This is a genomic window from Streptomyces sp. NPDC051219 (genome assembly GCF_040682335.1).
Classification (GTDB): Bacteria; Actinomycetota; Actinomycetes; order Streptomycetales; family Streptomycetaceae; genus Streptomyces.
Window position 1 is genome coordinate 23,192 of sequence record NZ_JBFBAS010000009.1, and the last position, 25,225, is coordinate 48,416.

General features: G+C 72.5%; 22 protein-coding genes and 1 pseudogene. 12 read left to right on the forward strand and 11 right to left on the reverse strand.

What is annotated here, in order from left to right:
• Positions 1 to 77: 77 nt before the first annotated feature.
• From AB0M62_RS13155 to AB0M62_RS13200, 10 genes and pseudogenes are all read right to left on the reverse strand, one after another.
• Positions 78 to 2,615: a polynucleotide kinase-phosphatase gene (locus AB0M62_RS13155; protein WP_366074259.1), complete on the reverse strand. Its 2,538-nt coding sequence runs from the start codon at positions 2,613 to 2,615 to the stop codon at positions 78 to 80.
• Complete coding sequence (locus AB0M62_RS13160) at positions 2,612 to 4,153, reverse strand: 3' terminal RNA ribose 2'-O-methyltransferase Hen1 (RefSeq protein WP_366074260.1); 1,542 nt, start codon at positions 4,151 to 4,153, stop codon at positions 2,612 to 2,614. Before AB0M62_RS13160 ends, AB0M62_RS13155 begins: the two co-directional genes overlap by 4 nt.
• 174 nt (positions 4,154 to 4,327) lie before the next feature.
• Positions 4,328 to 4,873 (reverse strand): EF-hand domain-containing protein, encoded by a 546-nt coding sequence (locus AB0M62_RS13165; RefSeq protein WP_366074261.1) that lies wholly within the window; start codon positions 4,871 to 4,873, stop codon positions 4,328 to 4,330.
• A 335-nt stretch (positions 4,874 to 5,208) separates the two neighbouring features.
• Positions 5,209 to 5,511: pseudogene (locus tag AB0M62_RS13170) on the reverse strand (amino acid transporter); the annotation flags it as partial.
• 16 nt (positions 5,512 to 5,527) lie between these two features.
• A complete protein-coding gene (gene mmuM / locus AB0M62_RS13175) occupies positions 5,528 to 6,484 on the reverse strand; it encodes a homocysteine S-methyltransferase (RefSeq protein ID WP_366074262.1) in 957 nt (318 codons plus the stop codon).
• Between the two features lie 8 nt (positions 6,485 to 6,492).
• The gene (locus AB0M62_RS13180) at positions 6,493 to 7,422 is read right to left on the reverse strand and encodes an LLM class F420-dependent oxidoreductase (RefSeq protein ID WP_366074263.1); all 930 of its coding nucleotides are present in this window, start codon (positions 7,420 to 7,422) and stop codon (positions 6,493 to 6,495) included.
• Positions 7,423 to 7,429: 7 nt separating this feature from the next.
• Positions 7,430 to 7,921 (reverse strand): DUF6099 family protein, encoded by a 492-nt coding sequence (locus AB0M62_RS13185; protein WP_366074264.1) that lies wholly within the window; start codon positions 7,919 to 7,921, stop codon positions 7,430 to 7,432.
• A 126-nt stretch (positions 7,922 to 8,047) separates the two neighbouring features.
• Positions 8,048 to 8,422 carry a nucleotide pyrophosphohydrolase gene (locus tag AB0M62_RS13190; RefSeq protein WP_366074265.1) on the reverse strand — a complete coding sequence of 125 codons (375 nt, stop codon included), beginning with the start codon at positions 8,420 to 8,422 and terminating at the stop codon, positions 8,048 to 8,050.
• The gene (locus AB0M62_RS13195; RefSeq protein ID WP_366074266.1) at positions 8,419 to 9,543 is read right to left on the reverse strand and encodes an ATP-binding protein; all 1,125 of its coding nucleotides are present in this window, start codon (positions 9,541 to 9,543) and stop codon (positions 8,419 to 8,421) included. Before AB0M62_RS13195 ends, AB0M62_RS13190 begins: the two co-directional genes overlap by 4 nt.
• Positions 9,544 to 9,599: 56 nt before the next feature.
• Complete coding sequence (locus AB0M62_RS13200) at positions 9,600 to 9,989, reverse strand: cell division protein SepF (RefSeq protein ID WP_366074267.1); 390 nt, start codon at positions 9,987 to 9,989, stop codon at positions 9,600 to 9,602.
• A 286-nt stretch (positions 9,990 to 10,275) separates the two neighbouring features.
• On the opposite strand from AB0M62_RS13200, the gene AB0M62_RS13205 reads away from it, so the two are divergent.
• The 10 genes from AB0M62_RS13205 to AB0M62_RS13250 all read left to right on the forward strand — a co-directional run bounded on the left by AB0M62_RS13205 (position 10,276) and on the right by AB0M62_RS13250 (position 21,690).
• Positions 10,276 to 11,244 (forward strand): UDP-glucuronic acid decarboxylase family protein, encoded by a 969-nt coding sequence (locus tag AB0M62_RS13205; protein WP_366074268.1) that lies wholly within the window; start codon positions 10,276 to 10,278, stop codon positions 11,242 to 11,244.
• An 82-nt stretch (positions 11,245 to 11,326) separates the two neighbouring features.
• Positions 11,327 to 13,036 carry a carbamoyltransferase C-terminal domain-containing protein gene (locus AB0M62_RS13210; RefSeq protein ID WP_366074269.1) on the forward strand — a complete coding sequence of 570 codons (1,710 nt, stop codon included), beginning with the start codon at positions 11,327 to 11,329 and terminating at the stop codon, positions 13,034 to 13,036.
• On the forward strand, positions 13,033 to 14,115 hold the full coding sequence (locus tag AB0M62_RS13215) for a glycosyltransferase (RefSeq protein WP_366074270.1): 1,083 nt from the start codon (positions 13,033 to 13,035) through the stop codon (positions 14,113 to 14,115). Before AB0M62_RS13210 ends, AB0M62_RS13215 begins: the two co-directional genes overlap by 4 nt.
• Positions 14,112 to 14,843, forward strand: a complete 732-nt coding sequence (locus AB0M62_RS13220) for an HAD family hydrolase (protein ID WP_366074271.1) — start codon at positions 14,112 to 14,114, stop codon at positions 14,841 to 14,843. The genes AB0M62_RS13215 and AB0M62_RS13220 overlap by 4 nt, the downstream gene beginning before the upstream one ends.
• Positions 14,840 to 15,916 carry a glycosyltransferase family 9 protein gene (locus tag AB0M62_RS13225; protein WP_366074272.1) on the forward strand — a complete coding sequence of 359 codons (1,077 nt, stop codon included), beginning with the start codon at positions 14,840 to 14,842 and terminating at the stop codon, positions 15,914 to 15,916. Before AB0M62_RS13220 ends, AB0M62_RS13225 begins: the two co-directional genes overlap by 4 nt.
• A complete protein-coding gene (locus AB0M62_RS13230; protein WP_366074273.1) occupies positions 15,913 to 16,878 on the forward strand; it encodes a glycosyltransferase in 966 nt (321 codons plus the stop codon). The genes AB0M62_RS13225 and AB0M62_RS13230 overlap by 4 nt, the downstream gene beginning before the upstream one ends.
• Positions 16,875 to 18,137 carry a glycosyltransferase gene (locus tag AB0M62_RS13235; RefSeq protein WP_366074274.1) on the forward strand — a complete coding sequence of 421 codons (1,263 nt, stop codon included), beginning with the start codon at positions 16,875 to 16,877 and terminating at the stop codon, positions 18,135 to 18,137. The genes AB0M62_RS13230 and AB0M62_RS13235 overlap by 4 nt, the downstream gene beginning before the upstream one ends.
• Positions 18,138 to 18,297: 160 nt before the next feature.
• Entirely contained in the window at positions 18,298 to 18,981 is a 684-nt protein-coding gene (locus AB0M62_RS13240) for an SIS domain-containing protein (RefSeq protein WP_366074275.1), read from the forward strand.
• Positions 18,978 to 20,381, forward strand: a complete 1,404-nt coding sequence (gene rfaE2, locus AB0M62_RS13245; protein ID WP_366074276.1) for a D-glycero-beta-D-manno-heptose 1-phosphate adenylyltransferase — start codon at positions 18,978 to 18,980, stop codon at positions 20,379 to 20,381. The genes AB0M62_RS13240 and rfaE2 overlap by 4 nt, the downstream gene beginning before the upstream one ends.
• An 88-nt stretch (positions 20,382 to 20,469) precedes the next feature.
• Positions 20,470 to 21,690, forward strand: coding sequence for a glycosyltransferase family 9 protein (locus AB0M62_RS13250; protein ID WP_366074277.1), 1,221 nt, complete (start codon positions 20,470 to 20,472; stop codon positions 21,688 to 21,690).
• Positions 21,691 to 21,708: 18 nt separating this feature from the next.
• Here AB0M62_RS13250 and AB0M62_RS13255 read toward each other — a convergent pair whose 3' ends face one another.
• Entirely contained in the window at positions 21,709 to 23,154 is a 1,446-nt protein-coding gene (locus AB0M62_RS13255) for an MFS transporter (RefSeq protein WP_366074278.1), read from the reverse strand.
• Between the two features lie 397 nt (positions 23,155 to 23,551).
• On the opposite strand from AB0M62_RS13255, the gene AB0M62_RS13260 reads away from it, so the two are divergent.
• Positions 23,552 to 24,328, forward strand: a complete 777-nt coding sequence (locus AB0M62_RS13260; RefSeq protein ID WP_366074279.1) for an SDR family oxidoreductase — start codon at positions 23,552 to 23,554, stop codon at positions 24,326 to 24,328.
• Positions 24,329 to 24,385: 57 nt separating this feature from the next.
• Positions 24,386 to 25,195, forward strand: coding sequence for an SDR family oxidoreductase (locus AB0M62_RS13265; protein ID WP_366074280.1), 810 nt, complete (start codon positions 24,386 to 24,388; stop codon positions 25,193 to 25,195).
• Positions 25,196 to 25,225: the final 30 nt, after the last annotated feature.

A 25,225-nucleotide genomic window follows, 5' to 3' on the forward strand; every position in this document is an offset into this window, starting at 1 on the left:
TCCTGGATGAACGAGCCACCGGCCCAAAGTCCGGCAACTTTCCCCCATCCGGCCCAGTGGCGCCCGCGCGGGCCGGCTCAGAGCCTGGGGTCCACCGGCTCCGACTCCAGGGCCAGCACGGCGAAGACCGCCTCGTGGACCCGCCACAGCGGTTCGCCGTCGGCCCGCCGGTCCAGGGCCTCCAGCCCGAGCGCGTACTCGCGCAGTGCGAGCGAGCGCTTGTGGCCCAGAAACCGGTTGCGCAGACGGGCCAGGTTCTCCGGACGCGTGTACTCGGGCCCGTAGATGATCCGCAGGTATTCGCGGCCGCGCACCTTGATGCCCGGCTGGACCAGCCGGCCCTGCTCGGTGCGCACGAGCGCCTGAAGTGGCTTGACCACCATGCCCTCGCCGCCGCGGCCGGTCATCTCCAGCCACCAGTCGGTTCCCGCCCGGACCGAGTCCTCGTCCCCTGTGTCGACGATGAGGCGGCGGGTGGTCTGCAGCAGCGCGGTGGGGTCGTGTTCGACCAGCCGGTCCAGCCACGCCAGCTGCTCGTCGTGCGGTACGGCGGCCAGACTGCGGCCCTGGACGGCGAGGAGCTGGAAGGGCGCGAGACGCACGCCGTCCAGACCCTCGGTGCTCCAGCAGTAGCGCCGGTACGCCTCGGTGAAGAGGGCGGCGTCAGCGGCGCGTTCGCGCTGCCGGCCGAGGAGACCTTCGGCCTCGACACCGCGGGCCGCCGCCGCTTCCAGGGCGGCCACGGCGCCGGGGAACACCGCGCCGGAAGAGGCACCCACCGCTGCGTACTGCTTGCGCAGCAGGCCGGACGCCTTCAGCGACCAGGGCATCAGCTCGGCGTCCAGGAGCAGCCAGTCGGTGCCGAGCTCCTCCCAGAGCCCGGCCGCGGTGACGGCCGTGCGGAGCCGGCCGAGGATCTCCTCCGTGACCTCGGGGTCGTCGAAGAACGGGCGGCCGGTGCGGGTGTGCAGCGCGCCCGTGGGCCCGTCGACCCCGAACCGGTCACGCGCCACGTCCGCGTCGCGGCAGACCAGGGCCACCGCCCTCGAACCCATGTGCTTCTCCTCGCACACGACCCTCGAGACGCCGTCCGCCCGGTACGTGGCGAACGCCTCGGCCGGGTGCTCGAGGTACCCCTCGACGTCCGACGTCCCGGTCGGCGACATGGTCGGCGGCAGGTAGGCGAGCAGGCGCGGGTCCACCGCGAACCGGCTCATCACCTCCAGCGCGGCGGCGGCGTTCTCCTCGCGGACGGCGACCCTGCCCATGTGGCGGGTCTCCACGATGCGCCGGCCGTGTACGTCGGCGAGGTCCAGGGGGCGCCCGTCGTGCCCGCCGGGTGCCTCGGTGACGAGCGGCTTCACCGGCTGGTACCAGACCTTCTCGGCCGGTACGTCGACGAGTTCGCGCTCGGGCCAGCGCAGTGCGGTCATCCTGCCGCCGAACACGGCTCCTGTGTCCAGGCAGATGGTGTTGTTGATCCACGAGGTGTTCGGGACGGGGGTGTGCCCGTAGACGACGGCGGCGCGGCCGCGGTAGTCCTCGGCCCACGGATAGCGCACGGGCAGGCCGAACTCGTCGGTCTCGCCGGTCGTGTCGCCGTACAGCGCGTGCGAGCGGACCCGGCCGGAGGTGCGACCGTGGTACTTCTCGGGCAGGCCGGCGTGGCAGACGACGAGCTTGCCGCCGTCGAGGACGTAGTGACTGACGAGTCCGTCGATGAACTCCCGCACCTGCGCGAGGAAGGTGTCGTCCTCCTTCTCCAGCTGCTCGATGGTCTCGGCGAGCCCGTGCGTGTGCTGGACCTTTTTGCCCTTGAGGTAACGGCCGAGCTTGTTCTCGTGGTTCCCGGGCACGCACAGGGCGTTGCCGGAGGCGACCATGGACATGACCCTGCGCAGGACGCCCGGGCTGTCCGGTCCGCGGTCGACGAGGTCGCCGACGAAGACAGCCGTGCGGCCCTCCGGGTGCGCACCGTCGACGTAGCCCAGCGTGGCGAGCAGGCTCTCCAGCTCGGACCGGCAGCCGTGGATGTCACCGATGATGTCGAATGGGCCGGTGAGGTGTGTGAGGTCGTTGAACCGGCGCTCGGTGACGATCTCGGCGTTCTCGGCCTCCTCCACGCTGCGCAGGATGTGCACCTTGCGGAAGCCCTCGCGCTCCAGCCCGCGCAGCGAACGCCGCAGCTCGCGGCGGTGGCGCTGGATGACGTGGCGCGGCATGCCGGCCCGGTCCGGGCGGGCGGCGTTGCGCTCGGCGCACACCTGCTCGGGGATGTCGAGGACGATCGCGATCGGCAGTACGTCGTACTGGCGGGCCAGTTGCACCAGCTGCTTACGGCTCTCGGACTGCACGTTGGTCGCGTCCACGACGCATCGCCGGCCGGCGGCCAGACGCTTGCCGGCGATGTAGTGGAGGACGTCGAAGGCGTCTCCACTGGCGCTCTGGTCGTTCTCGTCGTCGGCGACGAGGCCGCGGCAGAAGTCCGAGGAGATGACCTCGGTGGGCTTGAAATGTGTCCTGGCGAACGTGGACTTCCCGGAACCGGTGGCACCGATCAGCACCACGAGGGACAGGTCGGTCACGGCGAGAGTGCGTTTGCTCGGGCTGGTCATGCCGCCTTCTCCTCCTTCGTGGTCGTGGCGGTCGGCGCAGTCGGCGTGGTGGGGGCCGCCGGCGGTGTGGTGGAGGCGGTCTTCGGCGTCGCCAGGGCCCCCTTACCGCGGAAGACGGCCATCTGGGTGGGCGCCCCGACTTCGGGGTCGTCGGGCCCGACGGGTGCGAACTTCACGCTGTACCCATGGCGCCGGGCGACGGACTCGGCCCACTCCCGGAACTCCGTTCGCGTCCACTCGAAGCGGTGGTCACTGTGCCGGACGTGCCCTGCGGGCAGGCTCTCCCAGCGGACGTTGTACTCGACGTTCGGCGTCGTCACGAGCACCGTCTGCGGGCGCGCGGAGCCGAACACCGCGTGCTCCAGGGCAGGCAGCCGTGGCAGGTCGAGATGCTCGATGACCTCGCTGAGCACCGCGGCGTCGTATCCCTTCAGACGCTTGTCGGTGTACGCGAGGGAGCCCTGCAGCAGTTTGACCCGCTCGGCCTGCCGCTCGCCCATCCGCTCCAGCTTCAACCGCCGGGCCGCGACAGTGAGGGCGCGTATCGACACATCCACACCGACTATCTCGGTGAAACGAACGTCCTTGAGCAGGGCCTGCACCAACTGCCCCTGTCCGCAGCCGAGGTCGAGCACCCGGCTTGCCCCCGCCGCGCGGAGCGCCTGGAGGATGGCGTCGCGGCGCTGCACGGCGAGCGGCACGGGCCGCTCCTCGGTGTCGGTCGCCTCGTCCACCGCGTTGTCGATGTCCTCGACCTCGGTGTCGTCGGCCTCGGCCAGCCGCACCAGCTCCAGCCGCTCCCTCGCCTGCCGGGTCAGCCCCCAGCGGCGGGAGAGGAAGCGGCTGGTGATGAGCTGCTGTTCCGGGTGGCCGGCCAGCCAGCCGTCACCGGCGCGCAGCAGCTTGTCGACCTCGTCGGGTGCGACCCAGTAGTGCTTGGCGTCGTCGAGGACCGGCAGCAGCACGTAGAGGTGCCGCAGGGCGTCGGCGAGCCGCAGCTCTCCTTCCAGTACGAGCCGTACGTACCGCGAGTCGCCCCACTCCGGGAACTGCTCGTCCAGCGCCACCGGCTCGGCATCCACCGTGGCCCAGCCGAGCGGGCCGAAGAGCGCCCGCACCAGGTCCGCACCACCGCGGGCGGGCAGCGCGGGCACCTCGATACGCAGCGGCAGCGGCTGCTCGGCCAGCTCCGGACGGGTGTTGCACCGGCCTTTCATGGCACTGGAGAAGACGCTGCTGAGCGCGACGGCGAGCAGCGAGGACGCGGCGTACGGCCGGTCGTTCACATACTGGGCGAGCGCCGCGTCGGGCGCGCCCGAGCGCCCCTTGCCCTTGCCGCGCCGGACGAGCGCCACCGGGTCCACCTCCAGCAGCAGCGCGGCCGTGCAGCGCTCGGCGGACGCCTCGGGGTAGAGGACATGCGCGGTGCCGTACGAGGTGGAGAACGCCTGCGCCTTGTCGGGATGCTTGTGCAGCAGGAAGCCGAGATCGGTCGCGGGTCGCTCCGGGGTACCGGTGGTACTGATCGTCAGGAACATCCAGCGCACCTCTTTGACGTTTGCATTACGGGTTGAAACGGCTGTGACCTGCTACGACGCGCTTCAGAGGCTATCGGAGGCAGTCAGCGCCAACCACTGGGTTTCGGAGCCGGTCACGGTCCCCGGATCAGCGCGGCCATCGAGGCCTCGCTCACAGGCGCGCGTGGACTCGGCTCAGTGGACGCCGAGGAAGATGCCACCGGGTGTGTTCAGGTCGTCGTTGTAGAGGTGGAACGCCCGGAGCGACCTGGCGACTTCTCGCTGGGAGATGAAGGCGTCGCCGTCCAGGTCCAGCCGCTGAAAGATGATCGCGGCGTCGGCGCTGGAGATCTCGCAGAAGGCCAGGTAAGTGGCGAACTCGTCCCTGCTGATCCGCTTGTCGCCGTCGACGTCCAGGATGTTGAAGATGGCCTGGGCCGTGTCCTCCAGCAGGTGGGACGCATGGGCGCCGTAACCCGCGGCGCGGTGCGCCGCGACGAACTCGTCCTGGGACAGCCGGTCCTGCCCGGGGGTCGCCTGCGTCAGGAGTCCCAGCCATTGCGCCCAGTACGCCTTCTCCAGCGCCTGGATCCTGGCGTCGCTCTTCGCCAACGCGTAGCCGGTCATGTACTTGTCCACGATCCGCTCGTAGTCACCCCACGTGACGAAGCCCTCCTCGCCGGTGTCCAGAACCGCGAAGAGCCGCCGGAGTCGGCGGGTGATCGGATCGAACGTCGCCATGCGTTCAGTGTCCTTCCAGGAGAGCCTGCTGTAAGCGGTCCGCCTTCTGAAAGCGGACTTCGACGTGACAGACGTGCACGGGCCGCCGGAGGTTCACCGGCCGCCGGATGGTCGCGACCGCGCCGACGATGATGAGCGCCCTCGCGGAACAGTGACGCCACGCGGGCGGGTACGGTCAGCCGACATGTACGTGCGGGCGGCGGGCGCGGTCCGGTTCGGCCTCGCGCGGTACAGCGGTCGTGTAGACGAACACGACGGAGATCACCCCCGAAGGCTACTGTCCAGCCGCGTTGGCGGGCCCGGCGGGCCGCGATGGTGACGTCGATGGCGGCGTTGGTCTCGCGGATGCGACCGACCGGCTTGTCCTCGGTGTCGCCCGGCTCGCCCTTCACCTGCGGCATGACGGCCACGCCCGTCTCGAAGCCGGACAGGCCCAGGGCCAGCTTGGGAAAGACGACGAGCGCGATGGCCACCATCATCAGGGGGTCGCCGTGTTCGGCGGTCAGCGCTTCGGACCAGCCGAAGTGTTCGGCGGTCAGCGCTTCGGACCAGCCGACGTGCGGGTGGGTGATCACCTGCCACATGCCCGTGGTGACGACGGCGAGGTTCAGGGCCGGATAGGACCCCACGAGCACGATCGTCTCTGCCGAGCCGTCAGGGACGGCCGGCTGGCTCAGCATGGTCGCCTTCCGCCCGGCTCGCACGCCGTTCGCCCGTGAGCCGCGTCAGCTCCGCGATCTGGCGGGGGCCCACCCGGCAGCAGCCTCCGACCAGCCGTGCGCCGGCCGTCCGCCACTGCCGCACGCGCGCCGGGTCGTAGGTGACCGGGCCGCGCCAGGACCTCGCTCGCGCATCCCACCCCTCTCCGCTGTTCGGATAGACGACCACCGGCTTGCCGGTCACCTCGGCCGCCACGGCCACGGCCAGGTCCGCATCCCGTGGCTCACAGCAGTTGATCCCGGCGGCGATGACCTGGTCGACGCCGGCCACCAACGCGAGCGCCCGGTCCAGGGGCTGTCCGGCCCGCGTCGTACCGCCGGCGATGCTGTACGAGAGCCAGACCGGCACCCCGCACCCCTCCGCCGCGCGCAGCATCGCCTCTGCCTCGTCCGCGTCCGGCACCGTCTCCAGGGCGAGGACGTCGGGCCCGGCCGCGGCCAAAGTTTCTATCCTCGGCCGGTGAAAGCGCTCCAACTCCGCGACGGACAGGCCGTACCGCCCGCGGTACTCGCTGCCGTCGGCCAGCATCGCGCCGTAGGGCCCCACCGAAGCCGCGACCCAGACGTCGGGGTCGGGCGAGGCGTCGGCGGCACGCCTCGCCAGTCTCACACTGCGCGCCAGCAGTTCTTCGGCCTCCTTCCGCCCGGTCCCCCGTTGGGCGAAGCCCTCGTAACTGGCCTGGTAGCTGGCGGTGATGAGGACCTGTGCTCCCGCCCGGACGTACGCCTGGTGCGCTGCCTCGACCTGTCCGGGGTCGTCCGCGAGCAGCCGGGCGGACCACAGTGCGTCGGAGAGGTCGCACCCCTGCGCCTCCAGTTGGTTCGACAGACCGCCGTCGAGGACGACAACTCCCTCGGCGAGCGCGTCGCGGAGCGGCCTGGCGGGGTTCACGGGTGCCCCTACGGCTGGTTCAGCTGTGCCTGGACCTCCGAGGAGATCAGCTCCAGGTGATCCAGGTCGTCGAGGTCCAGCATCTGCAGGTAGACACGCGACGAGCCGATCGCGCCGTACCGTCCGATCTTGTCGACCACCTCGGCCGGCGATCCGGCGAGGCCGTTGGCCTTGATCTCGTCCACCTCCCGTCCGATGGCCGCCGCCCGGCGCGCCACCTCGGCGTCGTTCCTGCCCACACAGGCCACCAGCGCGTTGGAATACACCAGGTCACCCGCCGTGCGTCCGGCCTCCTCCGCGGCCTTCGCCACCCGCCCGAACTGCCGCTCGCTGTCCTCGATCGAGGCGAACGGCATGTTGAACTCGTCGGCGTACCGCGCGGCCAGTCGCGGGGTACGCGTGGCACCGTGGCCGCCGATGAGGACCGGGATCTTCTCCTGCACCGGCTTGGGCAGCGCCGGCGAGTCGGTCAACTGGTAGTGCGCGCCCTTGTAGGTGAAGGTCTTGCCGACTTCGGTGCCCCACAGCCCGGTGATGATCGCCAACTGCTCCTCCAGCCTGGGGAACTTCTCCTTGGGGAACGGAATCCCGTATGCCCGGTGCTCCTCCTCGAACCAGCCGGCGCCCAGGCCGAATTCGACCCGTCCCCCCGACATCTGGTCGACCTGCGCCACCTGGATGGCGAGCACGCCGGGCAACCGGAACGTGCCCGCGGTCATCAGCGTGCCGAGGCGGATCCGCTTGGTCTCCCGGGCCAGGCCGGCAAGGGTGATCCACGCGTCCGTCGGTCCCGGGAGTCCGTCGGCGGAACCCATGGCCAGGTAGTGGTCGGACCGGAAGAAGGCGTCGAAGCCGAGGTCTTCGGTGGCCTTGGCCACCTTGAGGAGGGTGTCGTAGCTCGCCCCCTGCTGGGGCTCGGTGAAAATGCGAAGATCCATACATCCATCATGACGCCCCCGCCGTCGAGTCGTGAGCCGCGCCCGGAGTGCTGCCCTGGTCTCGCAGCGTGAGTCTGCGGAGCATGGCGCGCACCCGGTCGCTCGACTCGTCGGCGGCATCGATGGCCTCGATGCACTGCCAGTACAAACCCTCCTCGTCAGTGGCGCATGCGACCCCGACGAGCGCGATGCCGACCTCCCCGAGCAGACCGCCCAAGCCGAGTAGTGCCTCACGCGCATCACTGACGTCGGTGAGCTGCGCCGCCCGTATCCCACCGGCCCGTATCACCAGCTGGTCCAGTACCCCACAGCCTCGCCCGCCGGACTCGCTGAGTCCGCGGGCCTCGACTCTCAGTTCCGGCGGCCCCATGAGGGCCAGTTGTCCGCCGATCGCCTGAGCCAGGGCCTGCGCCTGCCAGGCCTCCGCCACGATGTCCAGCGCCGCCCGGCTCTGCGCCAGAGCGTGCCGGCCGGCCCTGATGAGCCGCACCGCATCCATCGCGATCCCCCGTCCCGTACGACATCCCTCAGTACCGCCTCCACTACCCAGAGTGAAGGCAAGAGGACCGTAAAGCCAGGGGTATTCGGAAATCTGTGGACACCAGAGCGGTTTTGAACAACTTCGTCACTCCGAAGAGTGACGATCCTTGCTGGGGGAGGACCGCGAGGCGGGGAATCGCAGCTCATTCCGGTCGATCTTGGCCGCCAGAGCCGCCAGCACATCGACGCCCAGCACGTCGCAGAACTGCAGCAGGTACGCCAGGACATCGGCGACCTCGTCCGCCACCCGGTGGGCGGAGTCCGGCTCCTCCATGATCCGCGCCGACTCCTCGGGCGTCAGCCACTGGAAGATCTCGACCAGTTCCGACGCTTCCACGCTCAGCGCCACCGCCAGATTCTTGGGCGTGTGGTACGGCTGCCATCCTCGCGCCGCAGCGAATTCGGCCAGCCTGCGCTGCAGCGCGGCCAGGTCCTCTGCTTTCCCCGATGCCTCAGTCACGGCACCAGGTCTACCACCGAGACACCGTCCACCCCGCGGGCACGGTCCCCGTCACCGACCGCCCCGACCAGCCGGATGTGCCCGCGCCCGCACGACATCACCGCCAGCCGCACCAGTTCCCGCGTCTGCCGCGCGTCCAGAGAGCGGTCGAACCCGTCGGCCAGCACCGTGAGCACCTGCTGCGCCGGCAGCAGCTCCGCCGCCGGATCGACGGCAAGCACACCGGGCCCGGTGAGCAGCACCAGCGCCAGCGCGAGGTACCGCAACTCGCCCTCGCCCAGCCGCCCCACCGGTGTGGCCCCCTCTGCGCCGCGGCCAAGTACGGCCCGCACCCGCCCGTCCGTCAGGTCCTCCGCGGTCAGGTCGTCCACCGTCCCCGCGCAGCCCGCCCGCGCCGCCGTGATCAACGCGGCGTGCCGGGTGGTGCACTCGGTCCGGGTGCGCCGCAGTACCTCGGCGAGGTTGTCGCAGCCGCCGCGCAGCCGTCCGCCGGCGACCGGTACCGGCGCCCGCATCCGCTGGGGCTGGGGATCGCACGCGAACACCGACCGCAGGGCCACCACCACCTGTTCCGCAGCCGCGAGCACCTGCCGCTGCCCTTCCGTGCTGCCCGCGACGCGCAGTGGCAGCAGTGCCGTCCCCAGCCGGTCGTCCGGGAGCGGGGCCCTGGTCACGGCGACCGCGCCACCGGTGTGCCAGGCGGCCTGCACACTGCTGCGGCCGGGATCGCGGAGGGCGGTGGTCAGCAGTGTCCGTCCGTCCGCGGTCAGCCGTTCCCCGACGACGCGGAGCTCGGGCTCGGCCTGTACGGCGAGGTCGAGACGTACGGGTCCGACGGGGCCGTCGACCGTGCAGCCGATCCGGAAGCCGCGCCGCCCCTGGGCGTCCGCCTCCGCCCCCTCGGGCACGCAGCCCGGCGGATCCCGGAAGACCTCGCCGAGTGCGGCGCCGGAACCGAGCCGCGCCAGCGCCTCGTACGCCTGCAGGGCACTCGACTTGCCGCTGCCGCTGGCCCCGGCGAAGAGGGTCACGGGGCCCAGCGGGAAGGTGGCGCCACGGTGCGACTTGAAGGCGGACAGCCGCAGTTCGGTGACGGTGGGGCGCTTGCGCGTTGCGTCCATGCGGGGGACGCTACGCAGCGCACAAGGTGCCGAACCGTTCCGCCTGGACGACCTTCCTACGAACGGGGGACGGCGGCGGCCGCGATGCCCTCGACCTCGGTACCGACCGGCGCCAGCAGGAAGACGTTCCGGTCGACCCGGTGCATGCCGCTGCCGAGTCCGAAGACCACACCGCTGCTGAAGTCCAGGATGCGCTTGGCCACTGCGGCGTCGGCGCTGGTCAGATCCAGCAGGACCGGGATCTGGGCCACGAGGTACTCGGCCACCTCGCGGGCGTCCGCGAAGACCTGCACCCGGAGTACGACCATGCGGCGCTGCTCCGCCTCGGCGTACTCGTCGGGGAGGGCGCGGTGGTCGACTCTGGAGGGCCACTCGTTGCGGCTGCGCAGCGGAACGACCTGGGCGAGCCCTTCCCATTGTTCGTCGGTGACGTCGTACCTGCTCACCGGACCCCCTCACCCGCACGCTTCATCTGCATCCTCCCATCCTCGCGCCCCTCACCCGTTCGGCCCAACAGCGACACGCTCGGTCGTGCGTCGGCTCAGGCGATTCGCGGCGCAGTCGCGACGTGGTGGGGGCAGACCGCCATCACGCTGCGTGAATGACTCGAATGGCGGACACCGCCGTGCCCCCGTCCCCTTTTCGGCCCAGCCTGTTCGAAGACTCACGAAATCGGACCCGAACGCCGAGGTGCAGGACATCGAGATCCACGGCCCGTACGGAGGAGACCGAATGAACACCGCTCTCTCGCGCAGCTGGCAACACGCCGTCGTCACCGGTGGTGCCGGATTCGTCGGTTCGCATCTGTGCACCGCGCTGCTGGACTCGGGCGCCGCGGTCACGTGTGTCGACGACTTCAGCACCGGGAGGCCCGAGAACATATCCGCGCTCCTGGAGCGCCCCGGATTCACGCTGGTGCGGGCCAACGTCGCGGAGCCGTTCACCGTCGACCGTCCGCCGGACCTGGTGCTGCACTTCGCGTCCCCGGCGTCGCCCGCCGACTACCTGCGTCTGCCGCTGCACACGATGGAGACCGGCAGCCTCGGTACGCGCAACGCCCTCACGCTCGCTCAGCGCTCCCAAGCCCGCTTCTTGCTCGCCTCCACGTCCGAGGTGTACGGCGACCCGCAGCAGCATCCGCAGAACGAGCGGTACTGGGGCAATGTCAACCCGGTCGGCCCTCGCAGTGTGTACGACGAGGCGAAGCGGTTCGGCGAGGCGCTCACCACCGCCCAGGCCGACGCCCATGGCACCGACACCGCCATCGTGAGGCTGTTCAACACGTACGGCCCGCGGATGCGCGGTTACGACGGCCGCGCCGTCCCCACGTTCATCCGGCAGGCCCTGGCCGGCGAGCCGCTCACCGTCACGGGTGACGGCAGGCAGACCCGGTCGCTGTGCTACGTCGACGACACCGTGCGGGGCATCCTCGCAGCAGCCGCCAACGGGCTGCGCGGCCCGGTCAACATCGGCAATCCGGCCGAGATCACGATGCTCGAACTGGCGCGCCTCGTCATCGAACTGACCGGCTCCCACTCCGAGATCCGCTACATCGAACGGCCGACGGACGATCCGGCCGTGCGCTGCCCGGACATTACTCTGGCCCGCGACAAACTCGAATGGGAGCCGCGGGTGGCCGCCGAGCAGGGCCTGCGTCGCACCATCAGCTGGTTCCGCACGCAGGCGGACGCCGGTATCTGACCCGGCCGCACATCCGTTCCGGCCGACGCCTCCCCACTCGGGCCCGGCCGTACCACGATTCGCCGAAAGGCCTGGGACGCCCATGCGCATCCTCGGAATCAACGCTCTGTTCCACGACCCCGCCGCCGCACTTGTGATCGACGGCAGGACCGTTGCCGCCACAGAGGAGGAACGGTTCTCCCGGCGGAAGCACGGCAAGCGGCCGGTGCCGTTCTCCGCCTGGGAACTGCCCGAGCAGGCTGCCGCCTGGTGCCTGAAGCGGGCGGGCCTGCGCCCGCAGGACCTCGACGCCGTGGCGTACTCCTTCGACCCGTCGCTCGCCCGCCCCGCGGACACGATGGGACTGGACGACCCCTGGGACCACCTGAGACTGGCGTACGCCCGTGAGGTCCCGGGCTTCCTCGAGACCGCACTGCCGGGACTGGACGCGGAAATCGTGCAGTTCGTGCCACATCACATGGCACATGCCGCGTCCAGCGCGTTCGCCGCGCCCGACGCAGGCTCGTCGTCGGTACTCGTCCTGGACGGCCGCGGGGAACGCGCCTCACATCTCGCGGCCCGGCGGATCGGGAACCGGCTGGAGCCGCTCTACGCGCAGGAGCTGCCGCACTCGCTGGGCCTGGTCTACGAGGAACTCACCGCCCATCTCGGATTCCTGCGCTCCTGCGACGAGTTCAAAGTGATGGCCCTCGCCTCGCACGGCAGGCCTCGGATGCTGCCCGAGCTGCGCCGGTACGTACACCCCACCGGGGACGGCGGGTTCCGCGCCACCGGCGTGCCCTGGCACGAGATGTGCGCGCCCCGGCGGCCCGACGAGGCGTGGACGCAGGATCACGCGGACGTTGCGGCCAGCGCCCAGGCGGTGCTGGAGGAGACGCTGCTGGACCTGGCTCGCTGGCTGCACGGAAATACACACGACAGCGTGCTCACCCTCGCCGGAGGCGTCGCGCTGAACTGCGTGGCCAACTCGCGCATAGCCCGGGAAGGCCCCTTCTCCCGGGTGTGGGTGCAGCCCGCCGCCGGTGACGCGGGCACCGCACTGGGCAGCGCGCTGCTGCTGGCCGCCCGCGCAGGACACGAGCCGGAGCCCATGAGCGGCGCCGACCTGGGCCGCGACTGGTCCGACGCGGAACTCGGCGCCTGGCTCAAGACCGCGGCCGTGCCGTTCGACCGGCCGGAGGACATCGCCGCGACCGTGGCACAGGCACTGGCGGACAACGCGATCGTCGCCTGGTTCCAGGGGCGTTCCGAGTACGGGCCGAGGGCGCTGGGCCACCGGTCGCTGCTGGCCCACCCGGGTCATGCGGGGAATCTGGAGCGGCTCAACGACGTCAAGGGCCGTGAACAGTTCCGGCCGGTCGCGCCCATGGTGCTCGCCGACCGCGCTCCGGAGATCTTCGACGGCCCGATGCCCAGCCCCTACATGCTGTTCGTTCACGACGTGGCCGCGGCGTGGCGGGAGCGCATCCCGGCCGTCGTGCACGTCGACGGCACCGCCCGGATCCAGACGGTGGACCCGGCGGCGGAACCCCTCGTCGCCCGCATGCTCTCCGAGTTCGAACGGCTCACGGGACTGCCCGTGGTGGTCAACACCAGCCTCAACACGTCGGGCAGGCCCATGGTGGACGACCCGCGGGACGCCCTGGAGTGCTTCGGCTCCTCCCCCGTCGACCTCCTCGCCATCGGCCCCTACGCGATCCGGCGCGGCGACTTCTTCCGCTCCTGCGACGAGGGGACGGCCGACGAGGGCACTGCAGGGGACCGGACCGCCGGTGAGGGGGCGGCGCGATGACGGCCTACGGAGGACGTGTACGACAGCAGCCGGCCACCGCGTACGCCGTGGTCGTACCGACGCTGGGGAGGCCCAGCCTGAGCGTGTGTCTGCGGGCCCTGGCCGATTCCACCGGTACCTGGCCGGTACGGGTGGTGATCGTCGACGACCGCACGGAGGCCGACGGCGCCCCGCTGCCGGTGCGGATCCCGCCGCGACTGCGGTCCCTCACCACGGTCGTGCCCGGCCGGGCACGCGGGCCGGCCGCGGCGCGCAACACGGGGTGGCGGGCGGCCGGCCCGGTGCCCTGGATCGTCTTCCTGGACGACGACGTGGTGCCGGGCCCCGACTGGGGCGACCGCCTCGTACGGGACCTCGCCGCGGCGACGTACCGGACCGCGGGGGTCGCCGCCCGTATCGCGGTGCCCCTGCCTGCCGACCGCCGCCCCACGGACTGGGAACGCAACACCGCCGGACTGGCCACCGCCCGGTGGATCACTGCCGACATGGCCTACCGCCGGGAGGCCCTGGAGGCCGTGGGCGGGTTCGACGAACGGTTCCGGCGGGCGTTCCGGGAGGACGCGGACCTGGCGCTGCGGGTACTGGCCGCCGGCTGGACCCTGGGATCGGGCAGCCGGACCACCGCCCATCCGGTCCGGCCGGCCGACCGCTGGATCTCCGTACGCCTCCAGGCCGGCAACGCCGACGACGTACTCATGAACCGGCGCCACGGCCGGGACTGGTGGCTCCGGGCGGACGCGCCACGGGGGCGCCTGCCCAGGCATGTCGTGGTGAGCGCGGCGATGGCGGCCGCCGTGACGTGCGCCGTGCTCGGCAGGCGCGGCGCAGCCGGCAGCTGCGCCGGCGCATGGCTGGCCGGCACCGCCGAATTCGCCTGGGCACGCATCGCACCGGGCCCGCGCACCCTGGACGAGGTCGTCTCGATGGCGCTGACCAGCGTGCTCATTCCCCCGGCCGCCACGTGGCACTGGCTGCGCGGACACATACGGCACCGGCGGACCCTGCCGTGGGGCCCGCACGAGTCCGGCCCGCCGCCGCGCCCGCCGCGGCGGCCGGTCCAGGAGCGGGTGCAGTCATGACCGGTCATCCCGCGGCCCGGCCTCGCCGGGGCCGCCGGCGCCCCGCGACCGGTCCCTGGCTGTTCACCGCTCGTGCCGCCGCCGCACGCAGGGACGGTGCCTCCTTGGAGGCCGTCCTGTTCGACCGCGACGGCACGCTGGTGGCCGACGTCCCCTACAACGGTGACCCGGCGCGGGTGCAGCTCATGCCCTCGGCGCGGGAGGCGGTCGACGCCGTACGGGCCGTGGGAATCCCGGTGGGTGTGGTGAGCAATCAGTCGGGCGTGGCCCGGGGATTGCTGACCCGACGTCAGGTAGAGGCCGTGCAACGGCAGGTGGAGGCCCTCCTCGGACCGTTCGAGGTGTGGGCGGTCTGCCCGCACGGTCCGGACGACGGCTGCGGCTGCCGCAAGCCGGCGCCGGGGCTGGTGCTCGCCGCGTGCGAACACCTCGGGGTGCGTGCCGCGCGCACGGCCGTCATCGGCGACATCGGGTCGGACGTCGCCGCCGCGCGTGCCGCGGGGGCGCGCGGCGTACTGGTACCGACGGCGGTCACCCGGCCGGAGGAAGTCGGTACGGCCGAGGAGGCAGCCCCCGACCTGCTCACCGCGGTACGGCAGTTGCTGCGCGGCGTCGGCCGGAGCGGCGAGCACGCCGGCGGGGCGGGAAGCGCCGGGGGCGCGGGAAGCGCCGGGGCCGGCGGTCGTCGGACGCCTCCCGCCGAACGGACCCCGGGAGGCACTCGATGAGCGCTCCCCGCACGCTCGTCGTCCGCCTGGACAGCACCGGCGATGTGCTGCTCGCCGGGCCCGCCGTCCGGGCCGTGGCCGCCGGTTCCTCCTACACCGGCCTGCTGTGCGGGCCGTCGGGAGTACAGGCGGCCCGGCTGCTGCCCGGCGTGGACAAGGTGCTGATGTACGACGCGCCGTGGGTGGGACTGGAACCGGCGCCGGTGTCGCGCGGCGACACGCGTGACCTCCTGGCGACGCTGTCCGCCGACCGCTTCGACCGTGCCCTGGTGCTCGTCTCGTATCACCAGAGCCCGCTGCCCGTCGCGCTGCTGCTGAAACTGGCCGGCGTCGGCTGGACGGCGGCCGACAGCGAGGACTACCCGGGAACCCTGCTCGATCTGCGGCACCACCGGCTGCCGCACCGTCACGAGGCACAGGCGGCGCTGGACCTGGCGCGGGCCGCCGGGTTCGCGCTGCCGCCCGGCGACGACGGCGCGCTGCGCATCTGCCCTCCGCCCGACACCGCGCACCTGACCGGCCCCGGACCGTACGTCGTGCTCCATCCGGGCGCGGCGGCTCCGGCGCGCGCCTGGAGCGTGCGGCGGGCGGCGCGGGCCGCCGCCGCGCTGTCCGCCGCGGGTCACCGTCTGGTGATCACCGGGAGCCGGACGGAGAAGGACCTGACCGCGGCGGTGGCCGGGAACCACGCCCTCGACCTCGGCGGGGCCACCGATCTGCACCAGCTGGCCGGCGTACTGGCCGGGGCGCGGGTCGCGGTGGTCGGCAACACCGGCCCCGCGCACCTCGCCGCCGCCGTGGGCACGCCGGTCGCCTGCCTGTTCGCGCCCGTGGTGCCGGCCGAGCGCTGGGGCCCGTACGGCGTACCGCATGTGCTGCTCGGTGACCAGGACGCGCCGTGCGCGGGGAGCAGGGCCCGGCGCTGTCCGGTCCCGGGGCATCCGTGCCTCGACGGCGTGGGCAACGCCGATGTGATCGCGGCTGTGGCGGCGCTGGACCGCGGGACCGCTCGGGGCGTGAGCCGGGCCGCACCGGGCGGCGCGTCCGAAACGGAGCGAGGAGCGACCGTATGAACATCCTGCTGTGGCATGTGCATGGCTCCTGGACAACGGCCTTCGTCCAGGGCCCCCACACGTACCTTGTTCCGGTCACGCCCGGCCGAGATCCGGACGGCCTCGGCCGGGCCCGTACGTTCGTCTGGCCCGACTCGGTGCGGGAGACGGCGCCCGAACAGCTGCGCGACGCGCCGGTCGACCTCGTCGTCCTCCAGAGGCCGCACGAACTGGAGCTCGCCGAACGCTGGCTGGGCGGACGCCGCCCGGGCCGGGACGTGCCCGCCGTCTACCTGGAGCACAACGCGCCCGACGGCTGTGTTCCGGACACCCGGCATCCCTTCGCGGACCGCGACGACCTGACCCTGGTCCACGTCACCCACTTCAACAGGCTCTTCTGGGACAACGGCGGTACCCGGACCGAGGTGATCGAGCACGGGATCGTCGATCCGGGCCATCTGTACACCGGCCGCCTCGCCCGCGCGGCCGTCGTGGTCAACGAACCGGTACGGCGCGGCCGTTACACCGGTACCGACCTGCTGCCCGAGCTGTCCGAGGCGGCTCCGCTGGATGTCTTCGGCATGCGAACCGAGGGCCTCGCCGAGCATCTGGGCGTACCCGCCGACCGATGCCGTACGGCCGATCTCCGGCAACGCGATCTGCACGCCGCCATGGCGGAGCGCCGCCTCTACCTGCATCCCGTGCGCTGGACGTCGCTGGGCCTGTCGCTCCTCGAGGCCATGCACCTGGGCATGCCGGTCGTGGCGATCGCCACCACGGAGGCGGTCGAGGCCGTCCCGCCCGGAACCGGAACGCTGTCCACCCGTCCCGACGTGCTGGCGCGGGCCGCCCGGCGCTATCTGGAGGAACCGCAGGCGGCGGCCGAGGACGGCGCGCGGGGCCGGCAGGCGGCGCTCGAACGGTACGGGCTCAAACGCTTCCTGGACGACTGGGAGCGCGTGATGACGGAGGTGCGCTCATGACATCCCAAGGCCCCATCCACCCCACGGACGGCGACGCCCTGTCGATCGCGCTCGTCTCCGAGCACGCGAGCCCTCTCGCCGTGCTGGGCGGAGTGGACGCGGGCGGGCAGAATGTCCACGTCGCCCGCCTCGCGTCCGCCCTCGCGGACCGCGGCCACCGCGTCATCGTCTACACGCGGCGGGACGCGCGGGACCTGCCGGACCGCGTGCGCCTGCGAGGGGGCGTAGAGGTGCGCCATGTGCCCGCCGGTCCGCCGGAGCAGATCCCGAAGGACGAACTGCTTCCCCACGTGCTCTCGTTCGGCCGGTACATGGCCCGGGAGTGGCAGGCGCGTCCCCCCGGCCTGGTGCACTCGCACTTCTGGATGTCGGGACTTGCCTCGCTGCAGGCGGCACGCGAACTGCGGCTGCCGCTTCTGCACACGTACCACGCCCTCGGAACGGTGAAGCGACGGCATCAGAAGTACGCCGACACGAGCCCGCCCGCTCGGATCGCCTGCGAGACGGAAGTGGGTCTGGGCTGCGACCGGGTGGTGGCCACCTGCCGTGACGAGGTGTTGGAGCTGGCCAGGATGAGCATCACCGTTGACAAGGTCAGCGTCGTGCCGTGCGGTGTCGACACCGCCCAGTTCACGCCGGACGGTCCCGCCGCCGATCCGGGGGCGCACCGTTACCGGCTGCTCCAACTGGGCCGCCTGGTCCCCCGCAAGGGCGCCGCGGTCTCCATCACTGCGCTGACCCTGCTGCCCGAAGCGGAACTCGTCGTGGTCGGCGGCCCTCCGGCGGACAGGATCGACGCCGACCCCGAGGTGCGCCGACTGCGCGGCATCGCCGGGGCGGCCGGGGTCGCCGACCGGGTCCGCTTCACCGGCGGCGTCGCAAGCGAGGAGGTGGCGCCGCTGCTGCGCAGCGCGGACGTGGTGCTGTGCCCGGCGGACTACGAGCCGTTCGGCATCGTGCCGCTGGAGGCGATGGCCTGTGGCAAGCCGGTCGTCGCCAGCGCGGTGGGCGGCCATCTGGACACGGTCGCCGATCCGGCCACCGGGCGGCTGGTGCCGCCCGGCGACCCGGAGGCCCTGGCCCGCGCCGTCGGCGAACTGCTGGCCGATCCCGCGCTGCGGAAGGCATGCGGGGCGGCCGGCCGCCGCCGGGTCCTGAGCCGGTACGGGTGGGCCGGGGTCGCGGCGGCCACCGAGTCGGTGTACCGCGCGGTGCTGGCCGCGCGGCCGACGGCGACGGGGGGAGGTGAGGCGGTGTGACACGTCACACCGCCACGTGACACCGCACACGGTCGCGTAACACACCACACCGGTACGTGACACGTCACATGGTCCGATCGACCCGCCCGTGCAGCACTGACGTCAGAAGGAGGTGCGGGGCCGGCCGCCGTCCCACCGGGACGCGGTACGCCCGACCGCCATGACCGAATTTCTTGCACTCCAGGCCGCGCAGCGGCACTGCCAGTCCCTCCAGGACGCACTGGGCCGGTTCCGGCGGCAGAGCCTCGAACAGATCACCGAGTGGGGCGGCGCTCTCGCCGGCGTCCTGCCGGCCGGCGGTCGTCTGCTGGCCGCGGGCAACGGCGGCAGCGCCGCCCAGGCCCAGCATCTGACCGCCGAATTGGTGGGCCGGTACCGGCGGGAGCGTCCTGCGTACTCCGCCATCGCCCTGCACGCGGAGACCTCCAGCGTGACCGCCATCGGCAACGACTACGGGTTCGAGCACGTGTACGCCCGGCAGGTGTCCGCCCACGGCCGGCCCGGGGACGTCCTCATACTTCTGTCCGCGTCGGGCCGCAGCGCCAACCTGATCACGGCGGCGGTGACGGGCCGGGCGGCCGGACTGCGGGTATGGGCGATGACCGGACCACAGCCCAACCCGCTGGCCGAGGCGGCCGACGAGGCGCTGTGCATCGACGCCGACAGCACGGCGACGGTGCAGGAGGCACACCTTGTCGCCGTGCACCTGCTCTGTGAGTGCTTCGACGTGGCGGCCGGCGCGCCACCGGCAACAGCGACAGCCAATGCGCCGACGCCGACCGCGACGCCGACCGCGACCGCGACCGCGGCGCGCAGCGTCGCCGCCCACCGGAGGTTGCCATGAGTACGCACCGGCCGCTCGTCGTCGTCGGGGACACCCTGCTCGACGAGGACATCGAGGGCGTCTCCACCCGGCTTGCCCCGGACGCCCCGGCCCCCGTCGTCGATGTCACCGCCGACCGGCGACGACCCGGCGGGGCGGGGCTGGCCGCCGAACTGGCCACTCACGGCGGCCGCGAAGTCGTGCTGGTGACGGCGCTCGGCGACGACCCGGCCAGCGAGGCAGTACGCGGCTCGCTGCTGGGCCGCGTCCGGCTGGTCGAGCTGCCGCTCCGTGGCTCTCTGCCGGTCAAGACGCGGGTTCTGGCGAGCGGCCGTCCTCTCGTACGGATCGACCGCGGTGGCGGCGCGCCCGGCAAACCCGACGGCGCGGTACGCGAGGCGCTCGCGGAGGCGCACGCCGTCCTCGTCGCCGACTACGGCCGCCATACGGCCGGTGCCGTACGGGAGCACCTGGCTGCGGCGGCCCGCCGGCTGCCGCTGGTGTGGGATCCCCACCCCAGGGGCGACGTCCCGGTGCCCGGCGCGCGGATCGTCACTCCGAACGCCGCCGAGGCCTGTGCCCTGAGTCCCGGCGACGGCCAGTCCCTGCGCGCCTACGCCGAGCGTGGCACGGATCTCGCGGAGCGGTGGAAGGCCGCCGCCGTCGCCGTGACGCTCGGCGAGGGCGGGGTGCTGCTGACGCGGCCGGGCGCCGGTACGCCGATGCTCGTCCCGGCGCCGTACCGGGCCGACGGTGATCCGTGCGGCGCGGGCGACTGCTTCGCCGCCGCCACGGCCGCCGCGCTGGCGGACGGCGCGTTGCCGGAGGAGGCGGTACAGCGGGCGGTCGCCGAAGCGGCCGCATTCGTGGCGGCCGGGGGCGCCGGCAATCCGGCGCTGTGGCAGATCTCGCCCCCGTCCCCGGCCCAGGAGGCCCCGGAGACGGATCCGTTCGCCCTCGCGGACCGGGTCCGGGCGCGCGGCGGCACGGTGGTGGCGACCGGTGGGTGCTTCGACCTGCTGCACGCGGGTCATGTCGGCCTCCTGGAGAGCGCCCGGCGTATCGGAGACTGCCTCATCGTGTGCGTGAACTCCGACGAGTCGGTCACGCGCCTCAAGGGCCCAGGGCGCCCGCTCAATCCCGTGCCGGACCGGATCCGGGTCCTGGCGGGCCTGGGCAGCGTCGACGCGGTCGCGGTGTTCGAGGAGGACACACCGGCGGCGCTGCTGCACCGGCTGCGACCGGACGTGTGGGTCAAGGGTGGTGACTACTCCGTCGACGAGCTTCCCGAGGCGGAGGCCCTGCGCGCCTGGGGCGGGCAGGCGGTCGTGCTGCCGTACCTCGACGGCCGCTCCACCACCCTGCTGGCCCGCCGGGCTGCGCGGGCGGCGGTCGTACCGGTGCGGCCGCCCGCGCCGTGACAGCGGCCGGCGAACCCGGCCCCGACAACAGTGTGGCCCCCGTCCCCGACCGGCAAGCCGTACCCGGCGCCGGAGAGGAGAGGCATCCATGACCGCGAGTGCCGAGAACGGTATCGCGCCCGGCCCGCCCGACGACGAAGCCCCCGGCGAGGCCGGAGCTTCCGACGTGTCAGCTGCTTCCGGGGCCTGTGGCGAGCCGGCGGCGTCCGCCGTGTCCCCGTCCCCCGCGTCCTCCCCCGCGACGAAGGAGTCCGACTCCGCTCCGCCGCGCGTGCTGGTGCTGCGGGCGCTCGGGCTGGGCGATCTGCTGACGGCGGTGCCCGCGCTGCGCGCGTTGCGGCGCGGCCTGCCGGGGTACGAAGTGGTGCTGGCCGCGCCCGAGCGGCAGGCGGCGGTGGCCGCCGCGACCGGGCTGGTGGACCGTCTGCTGCCGGCTTCGGCTGCGGGGCGGGCGGTCCCCGCCGAGCTGGCCTGGGACGGGCCCGCGCCCGCCATCGCGGTGGATCTGCACGGCAACGGCCCGCCCAGCCACGAGCTGCTTCAGCGGCTGCGGCCGGGAAGGCTCCTCGCGTACGCGCACCCGGACGCGCCCGGCGTCAACGGCCCCGCATGGCGCGCCGACGAGCATGAGCGGGACCGATGGTGCCGCCTGCTCGACTGGTACGGCATTACGGCCGACCCCGGGGACCTGCGAATTCCGCCGCCCCAAAGGCCGTCTCCCGTACCCGGCGCGGTCGTCGTGCATCCGGGCGCGGACGCGGCGGCCAGGCGCTGGCCGGGGGAACGCTTCGCCGCGGTGGCCGGGGCGCTGCACCGCTCGGGTCACCAGGTCGTGGTGACCGCGGGCGCGGGCGAAGAGGCGCTGGCCCGGTATGTGGCGGTGGAGGCCGGGCTGCCGCCGGCGGCGGTCCACGGCGGCACGGCCGACGTGCCGTTCGAGGAGCTCGCCGCGCTGGTCGCGGAAGCCCGCTGCGTGGTGGTGGGCGACACCGGGCTCGCCCATCTGGCCACGGCCCTCGGCACGCCGTCCGTGGTTCTGTTCGGTCCGGTCGCTCCCCGTCTTTGGGGTCCGCCGGCCCACCCGCGGCACCGGGTGTTGTGGCATCCCGGCGACGACGACTCACCACGCCCCGGAGACGCTCATGGCTACCTGCCGGACGAGCGACTGCTGCGGATCACCACCGGTGAGGTCGTCGAGGCCGTACAGACACTTCTGGAGCCGGACCGCGACGCGGACCGGGGCACCGGCCGCAGCACCGATCGCGGCCCCGACCGGGGCCCGTCGCTGGTGCCGGAGAGCTCGCGCTGACAAGCCCTCCGGACGGGGTCAGGCAGCGGTGCTCAGGCCAGGCCGGTCGGTCAGGGCGGCTGAGCGCGTCCGGAGGACGACGGGCACGGGGGTCTTGCGGTCGCGGAGCACGAAGCCGGCTCCGATCGCGCCGGCGATGACCAGGCCGCCCGCCACGAGGGCGCCGCGCGCCCCGGCCAGCTCCATGAGGAGGCCGAGCGCGGGAGGCCCCGCGAGGCCCCAGAGCGTGCGGATGCTGCCCCAGACTCCGAGCACGCGGCCCCTCATGTGCGCGGGCGGGTCGGTCTGCAGGACGGTCGTACCGGCCGTGTCGGAAACCGACTCGAACACTGCCATCGGCAGGACGACGAGCAGCAGCACGGTGAGCGACGGTGACAGCCCCGCCACCACCTGGAAGAGAGCACCGGCGGCGGCCAGAGTGCCCACGAGCCGTACCGAGGGCTTGCGCAGCCGGGCGCCGAGCACCGCGCCGAGAATGCCTCCGACCGCCAGGACGGTGGAGACCGTGCCGAACGCTCCGGCTCCGCCGGCGAGGGGCCCGGTGACGAGTACGGCGAGTGTGAGGCTGTAGTTCCGGCCCAGGACCGCGCTGATCCCGCTGATGCCGGCGAGCGCGACCAAGCGAGGCCGGCGCATGAAGAAGACCAGGCCCTGCCGCATGGTGAGGTCGTCGTCCGGGTTGGCCCCCGGCGGCGCGGGAGCGGCCGGCGTGGCCGGCTCGGAGCGCCGGGTCGCGTCGGCCACCGGCCGGAGGAAGGGAATGACCGCGGCCACGAAGAGGAAGGACAGCCCGTTGGCGGCGTAGGCGGCGGCCGTGCCGAACAAGCCCACCGTCACACCGCCGAGCGCGGCACCGGCGAGGCGGCCCGCGTTGTGGACCAGGGAGCCCACCCCGATCGCGGAGGGAACGTCCTCGGTGCGTACGAGATCGTTGCCCAGCAGCGCGCAAGCGGGCCCGTCGACGGTGGCGATGAGGCCGGTGACGGCGGCCAGCGCCATCAGTACCCCGAGGTTGAGCTGGTCGAACGCCACGAGCAAGGCTGTCGCGAACGCGACGGCGCCGAGCAGTGCCTGGCTGACGGCCGCGGTCAGCTTACGGGGCCAGCGGTCGACAGCCGCGCCGCCCGCGAGACCCATGAGGAGACCGGGAGCCGCCTGGACGGACATGGACAGTCCTGTCGCGGCGGCGGACCCGGTGATCTGGAGCACCAGCAGGTTCTGCACCGTGAGCTGCATCCAGGTACCGGCGTTGGAGACGAGGTTGGCGACGGACCACCAGCGCATGCTGCGGTACCTCAGGGAGCGCCACGGCGAGTGGTCTCCTGCGCCGGCCTTCGCGGAGCGGCCGAAAGGTCGGCCGGTGGGACGGCCGGTGCGGAACCGGCCGGCGCCCTGTACGGAAGCGGCGTCGGGAAGAGGGGCAGGGGCAGTGGCGGGCGCGCGGCCGGCGGAGGAAGAAGGCACGGTGATGTCACTCGGTGGCGAGCCCGGTGGACTCAGGTGGCGGAATACGGCGGAGGTTGAAACGCCGGCCGCTCTGCGCGGCCGCTCCACCGGATCTGTCAGGTGCCGTGCCACTCGTCGGGCGGGTCCCGGGGCACCTGCTGAAGGCGGGTTCCTGCCGGGGTACGGCGTCGACCATCGTGGCAGACCGGAGCCCACTGCTCCGGTCAGGTCGCGGGGCACCGGCGCCCGCGACAGCGTGGATCCCTTGCGCCGTCAGGGATCCGGTACTTCTGGTGTGCTTGCTCACAGTGACCGCCCGGCATGCCGGACCCGTCCGCGGGGGCCACAGTGAGATCCGGAGCGGTTGCCGCGGAACGGAGCACCGCCTCACGGGACTCGACGGAAGGCCACGGGCATGAGCATGGGCAACGGCGCGGGCAGAGGCGCGGGCAACGCAGTGCAGGTCGACCTTCATGGCAAGCAGGCCCTGGTCACCGGCGGGGCGCGGGGGCTGGGTGCTTCGATCTCGCGGAAGCTGGCCGGGGCCGGGGCGTCCGTACTGGTGGCGGACGTACGAAAGGACCAGGCGCAGGAGCTGTGCGACGACCTGGAACGGGAAGGCCGCGAGGCGCGCTTCGTGGACATGGACGTGCGCGACGCCAAGGCGGTCGCGGCCGTTTTCCGAGATCTGGAGGAGACCGGCCGACCGGTGGACGTCCTGGTCAACAACGCGGCCGTGGACGTTTCCAAGCCGATCGAGCACCTGACGGCCGACGAGGTGACACGGGTCATCACCACCAACCTGCTGGGGCCGATGTACCTGTGTCTGGAGACCTACCGCCGCATGGTCGCCCGTGGCGGCGGACACATCGTCAACATCCTCTCCACGGCGGCGAACCGCACCTGGACCGAGGCGGGCCCTTACTCGGCGGGCAAGTCGGGCCTCCGTGCGTTCACCCACACGCTGTTCAAGGAGGCGCAGCGGGACTGTCCGGGGATCGGTGTGACCGGAATCATCGCCGGCGGCATGGAAACCCCTTTCATTCTCGAACGGTTCCCGGACGCCGATGTCTCCATGCTGCAGAGCCCCGACATCGTGGCCGACACGGTGCTGTTCGCCCTGTCCGTCCCGAACGGCAGTGTCGCGTCCGAGCTGGTAGTGGTGCCGCGCCGGGAACCGTCGTGGCCGTGAGGGCCTCACCCCTCACCATCGGACGCCCGTCCACGACCACACACCCCGAGGAGCCCCATGCGCGGCGCTGAGGACGCGTTCACCCGTACCGCAGTCGTCACCGGAGCGGATTCCGGCATCGGGCGTGCCACCGCGGTACGCCTGGCCGCCGCGGGTATGGACATCGGCATCACCTTTCACACCGACCGGAAAGGGGCCGAAGCCACGGCGGAAGAGGTACGCGGGCACGGACGCCGGGCGGTCGTACGCGCCCTGGACCTGACGCTGCTGCCCGATGCGGCCGAGTTGATCGACCAGCTCGCCGGTGAACTGGGCCGGCTCGACGTCCTGGTCAACAACGCCGGCACCGGCACGGCTACACCGTTCCTGGACCTTGATCACAGCACGGTTCGCCAGGTCGTCGACGTCGACCTGATCGGGCCCTTCCTGTGCAGCCAGCGGGCGGCACGGCACATGGTCGAGCAGGGCGACGGAGGCAGGATCGTCAATGTGACGTCGGTGCACGAGCATCAGCCGCGCGTCGGCGCCGCGCCCTACTGTGCGGCCAAGGGCGGCCTGGGCCTGCTCACCCAGGTGATGGCGCTGGAGCTCTCCGAGTACGGCATCACGGTCAACGCTGTCGCCCCCGGCGAGATCGCCACGCCCATGACCGGGCAGGAGGACGAGGACGTGCACACCAAGCAGCGCCACGGCATTCCCATGGGACGGCCGGGCGACGCCCGGGAAGTCGCCGCTGTGATCGCCTTCCTGGCCGGGCCCGAGGCCTCGTACGTCACGGGAGCGTCGTGGGTGGTCGACGGTGGCATGCTGCGCATGGGCCCCATGGCGGGCTCCCACCTCCGGGACGACTCCTGGCGCCGCCCCTGAAAGGAACGCCGCGCAGCAGCACGTACGGGA

Excerpts from the sequence above, each read along its gene's own strand:
- AB0M62_RS13195 (WP_366074266.1), bottom strand. The coding sequence starts at position 9,543 with ATGGACGCAACGCGCAAGCGCCCCACCGTCACCGAACTGCGGCTGTCC.
- AB0M62_RS13260 (WP_366074279.1), top strand. The coding sequence starts at position 23,552 with ATGAGCATGGGCAACGGCGCGGGCAGAGGCGCGGGCAACGCAGTGCAG.
- AB0M62_RS13215 (WP_366074270.1), top strand. The coding sequence starts at position 13,033 with ATGACGGCCTACGGAGGACGTGTACGACAGCAGCCGGCCACCGCGTAC.
- AB0M62_RS13220 (WP_366074271.1), top strand. The coding sequence starts at position 14,112 with ATGACCGGTCATCCCGCGGCCCGGCCTCGCCGGGGCCGCCGGCGCCCC.
- AB0M62_RS13205 (WP_366074268.1), top strand. The coding sequence starts at position 10,276 with ATGAACACCGCTCTCTCGCGCAGCTGGCAACACGCCGTCGTCACCGGT.
- AB0M62_RS13230 (WP_366074273.1), top strand. The coding sequence starts at position 15,913 with ATGAACATCCTGCTGTGGCATGTGCATGGCTCCTGGACAACGGCCTTC.
- AB0M62_RS13235 (WP_366074274.1), top strand. The coding sequence starts at position 16,875 with ATGACATCCCAAGGCCCCATCCACCCCACGGACGGCGACGCCCTGTCG.
- AB0M62_RS13160 (WP_366074260.1), bottom strand. The coding sequence starts at position 4,153 with ATGTTCCTGACGATCAGTACCACCGGTACCCCGGAGCGACCCGCGACC.
- AB0M62_RS13180 (WP_366074263.1), bottom strand. The coding sequence starts at position 7,422 with ATGGATCTTCGCATTTTCACCGAGCCCCAGCAGGGGGCGAGCTACGAC.
- AB0M62_RS13210 (WP_366074269.1), top strand. The coding sequence starts at position 11,327 with ATGCGCATCCTCGGAATCAACGCTCTGTTCCACGACCCCGCCGCCGCA.
- AB0M62_RS13165 (WP_366074261.1), bottom strand. The coding sequence starts at position 4,873 with ATGGCGACGTTCGATCCGATCACCCGCCGACTCCGGCGGCTCTTCGCG.
- rfaE2 (WP_366074276.1), top strand. The coding sequence starts at position 18,978 with ATGAGTACGCACCGGCCGCTCGTCGTCGTCGGGGACACCCTGCTCGAC.
- AB0M62_RS13250 (WP_366074277.1), top strand. The coding sequence starts at position 20,470 with ATGACCGCGAGTGCCGAGAACGGTATCGCGCCCGGCCCGCCCGACGAC.
- AB0M62_RS13265 (WP_366074280.1), top strand. The coding sequence starts at position 24,386 with ATGCGCGGCGCTGAGGACGCGTTCACCCGTACCGCAGTCGTCACCGGA.
- AB0M62_RS13225 (WP_366074272.1), top strand. The coding sequence starts at position 14,840 with ATGAGCGCTCCCCGCACGCTCGTCGTCCGCCTGGACAGCACCGGCGAT.
- AB0M62_RS13240 (WP_366074275.1), top strand. The coding sequence starts at position 18,298 with ATGACCGAATTTCTTGCACTCCAGGCCGCGCAGCGGCACTGCCAGTCC.
- AB0M62_RS13155 (WP_366074259.1), bottom strand. The coding sequence starts at position 2,615 with ATGACCAGCCCGAGCAAACGCACTCTCGCCGTGACCGACCTGTCCCTC.
- AB0M62_RS13185 (WP_366074264.1), bottom strand. The coding sequence starts at position 7,921 with ATGGATGCGGTGCGGCTCATCAGGGCCGGCCGGCACGCTCTGGCGCAG.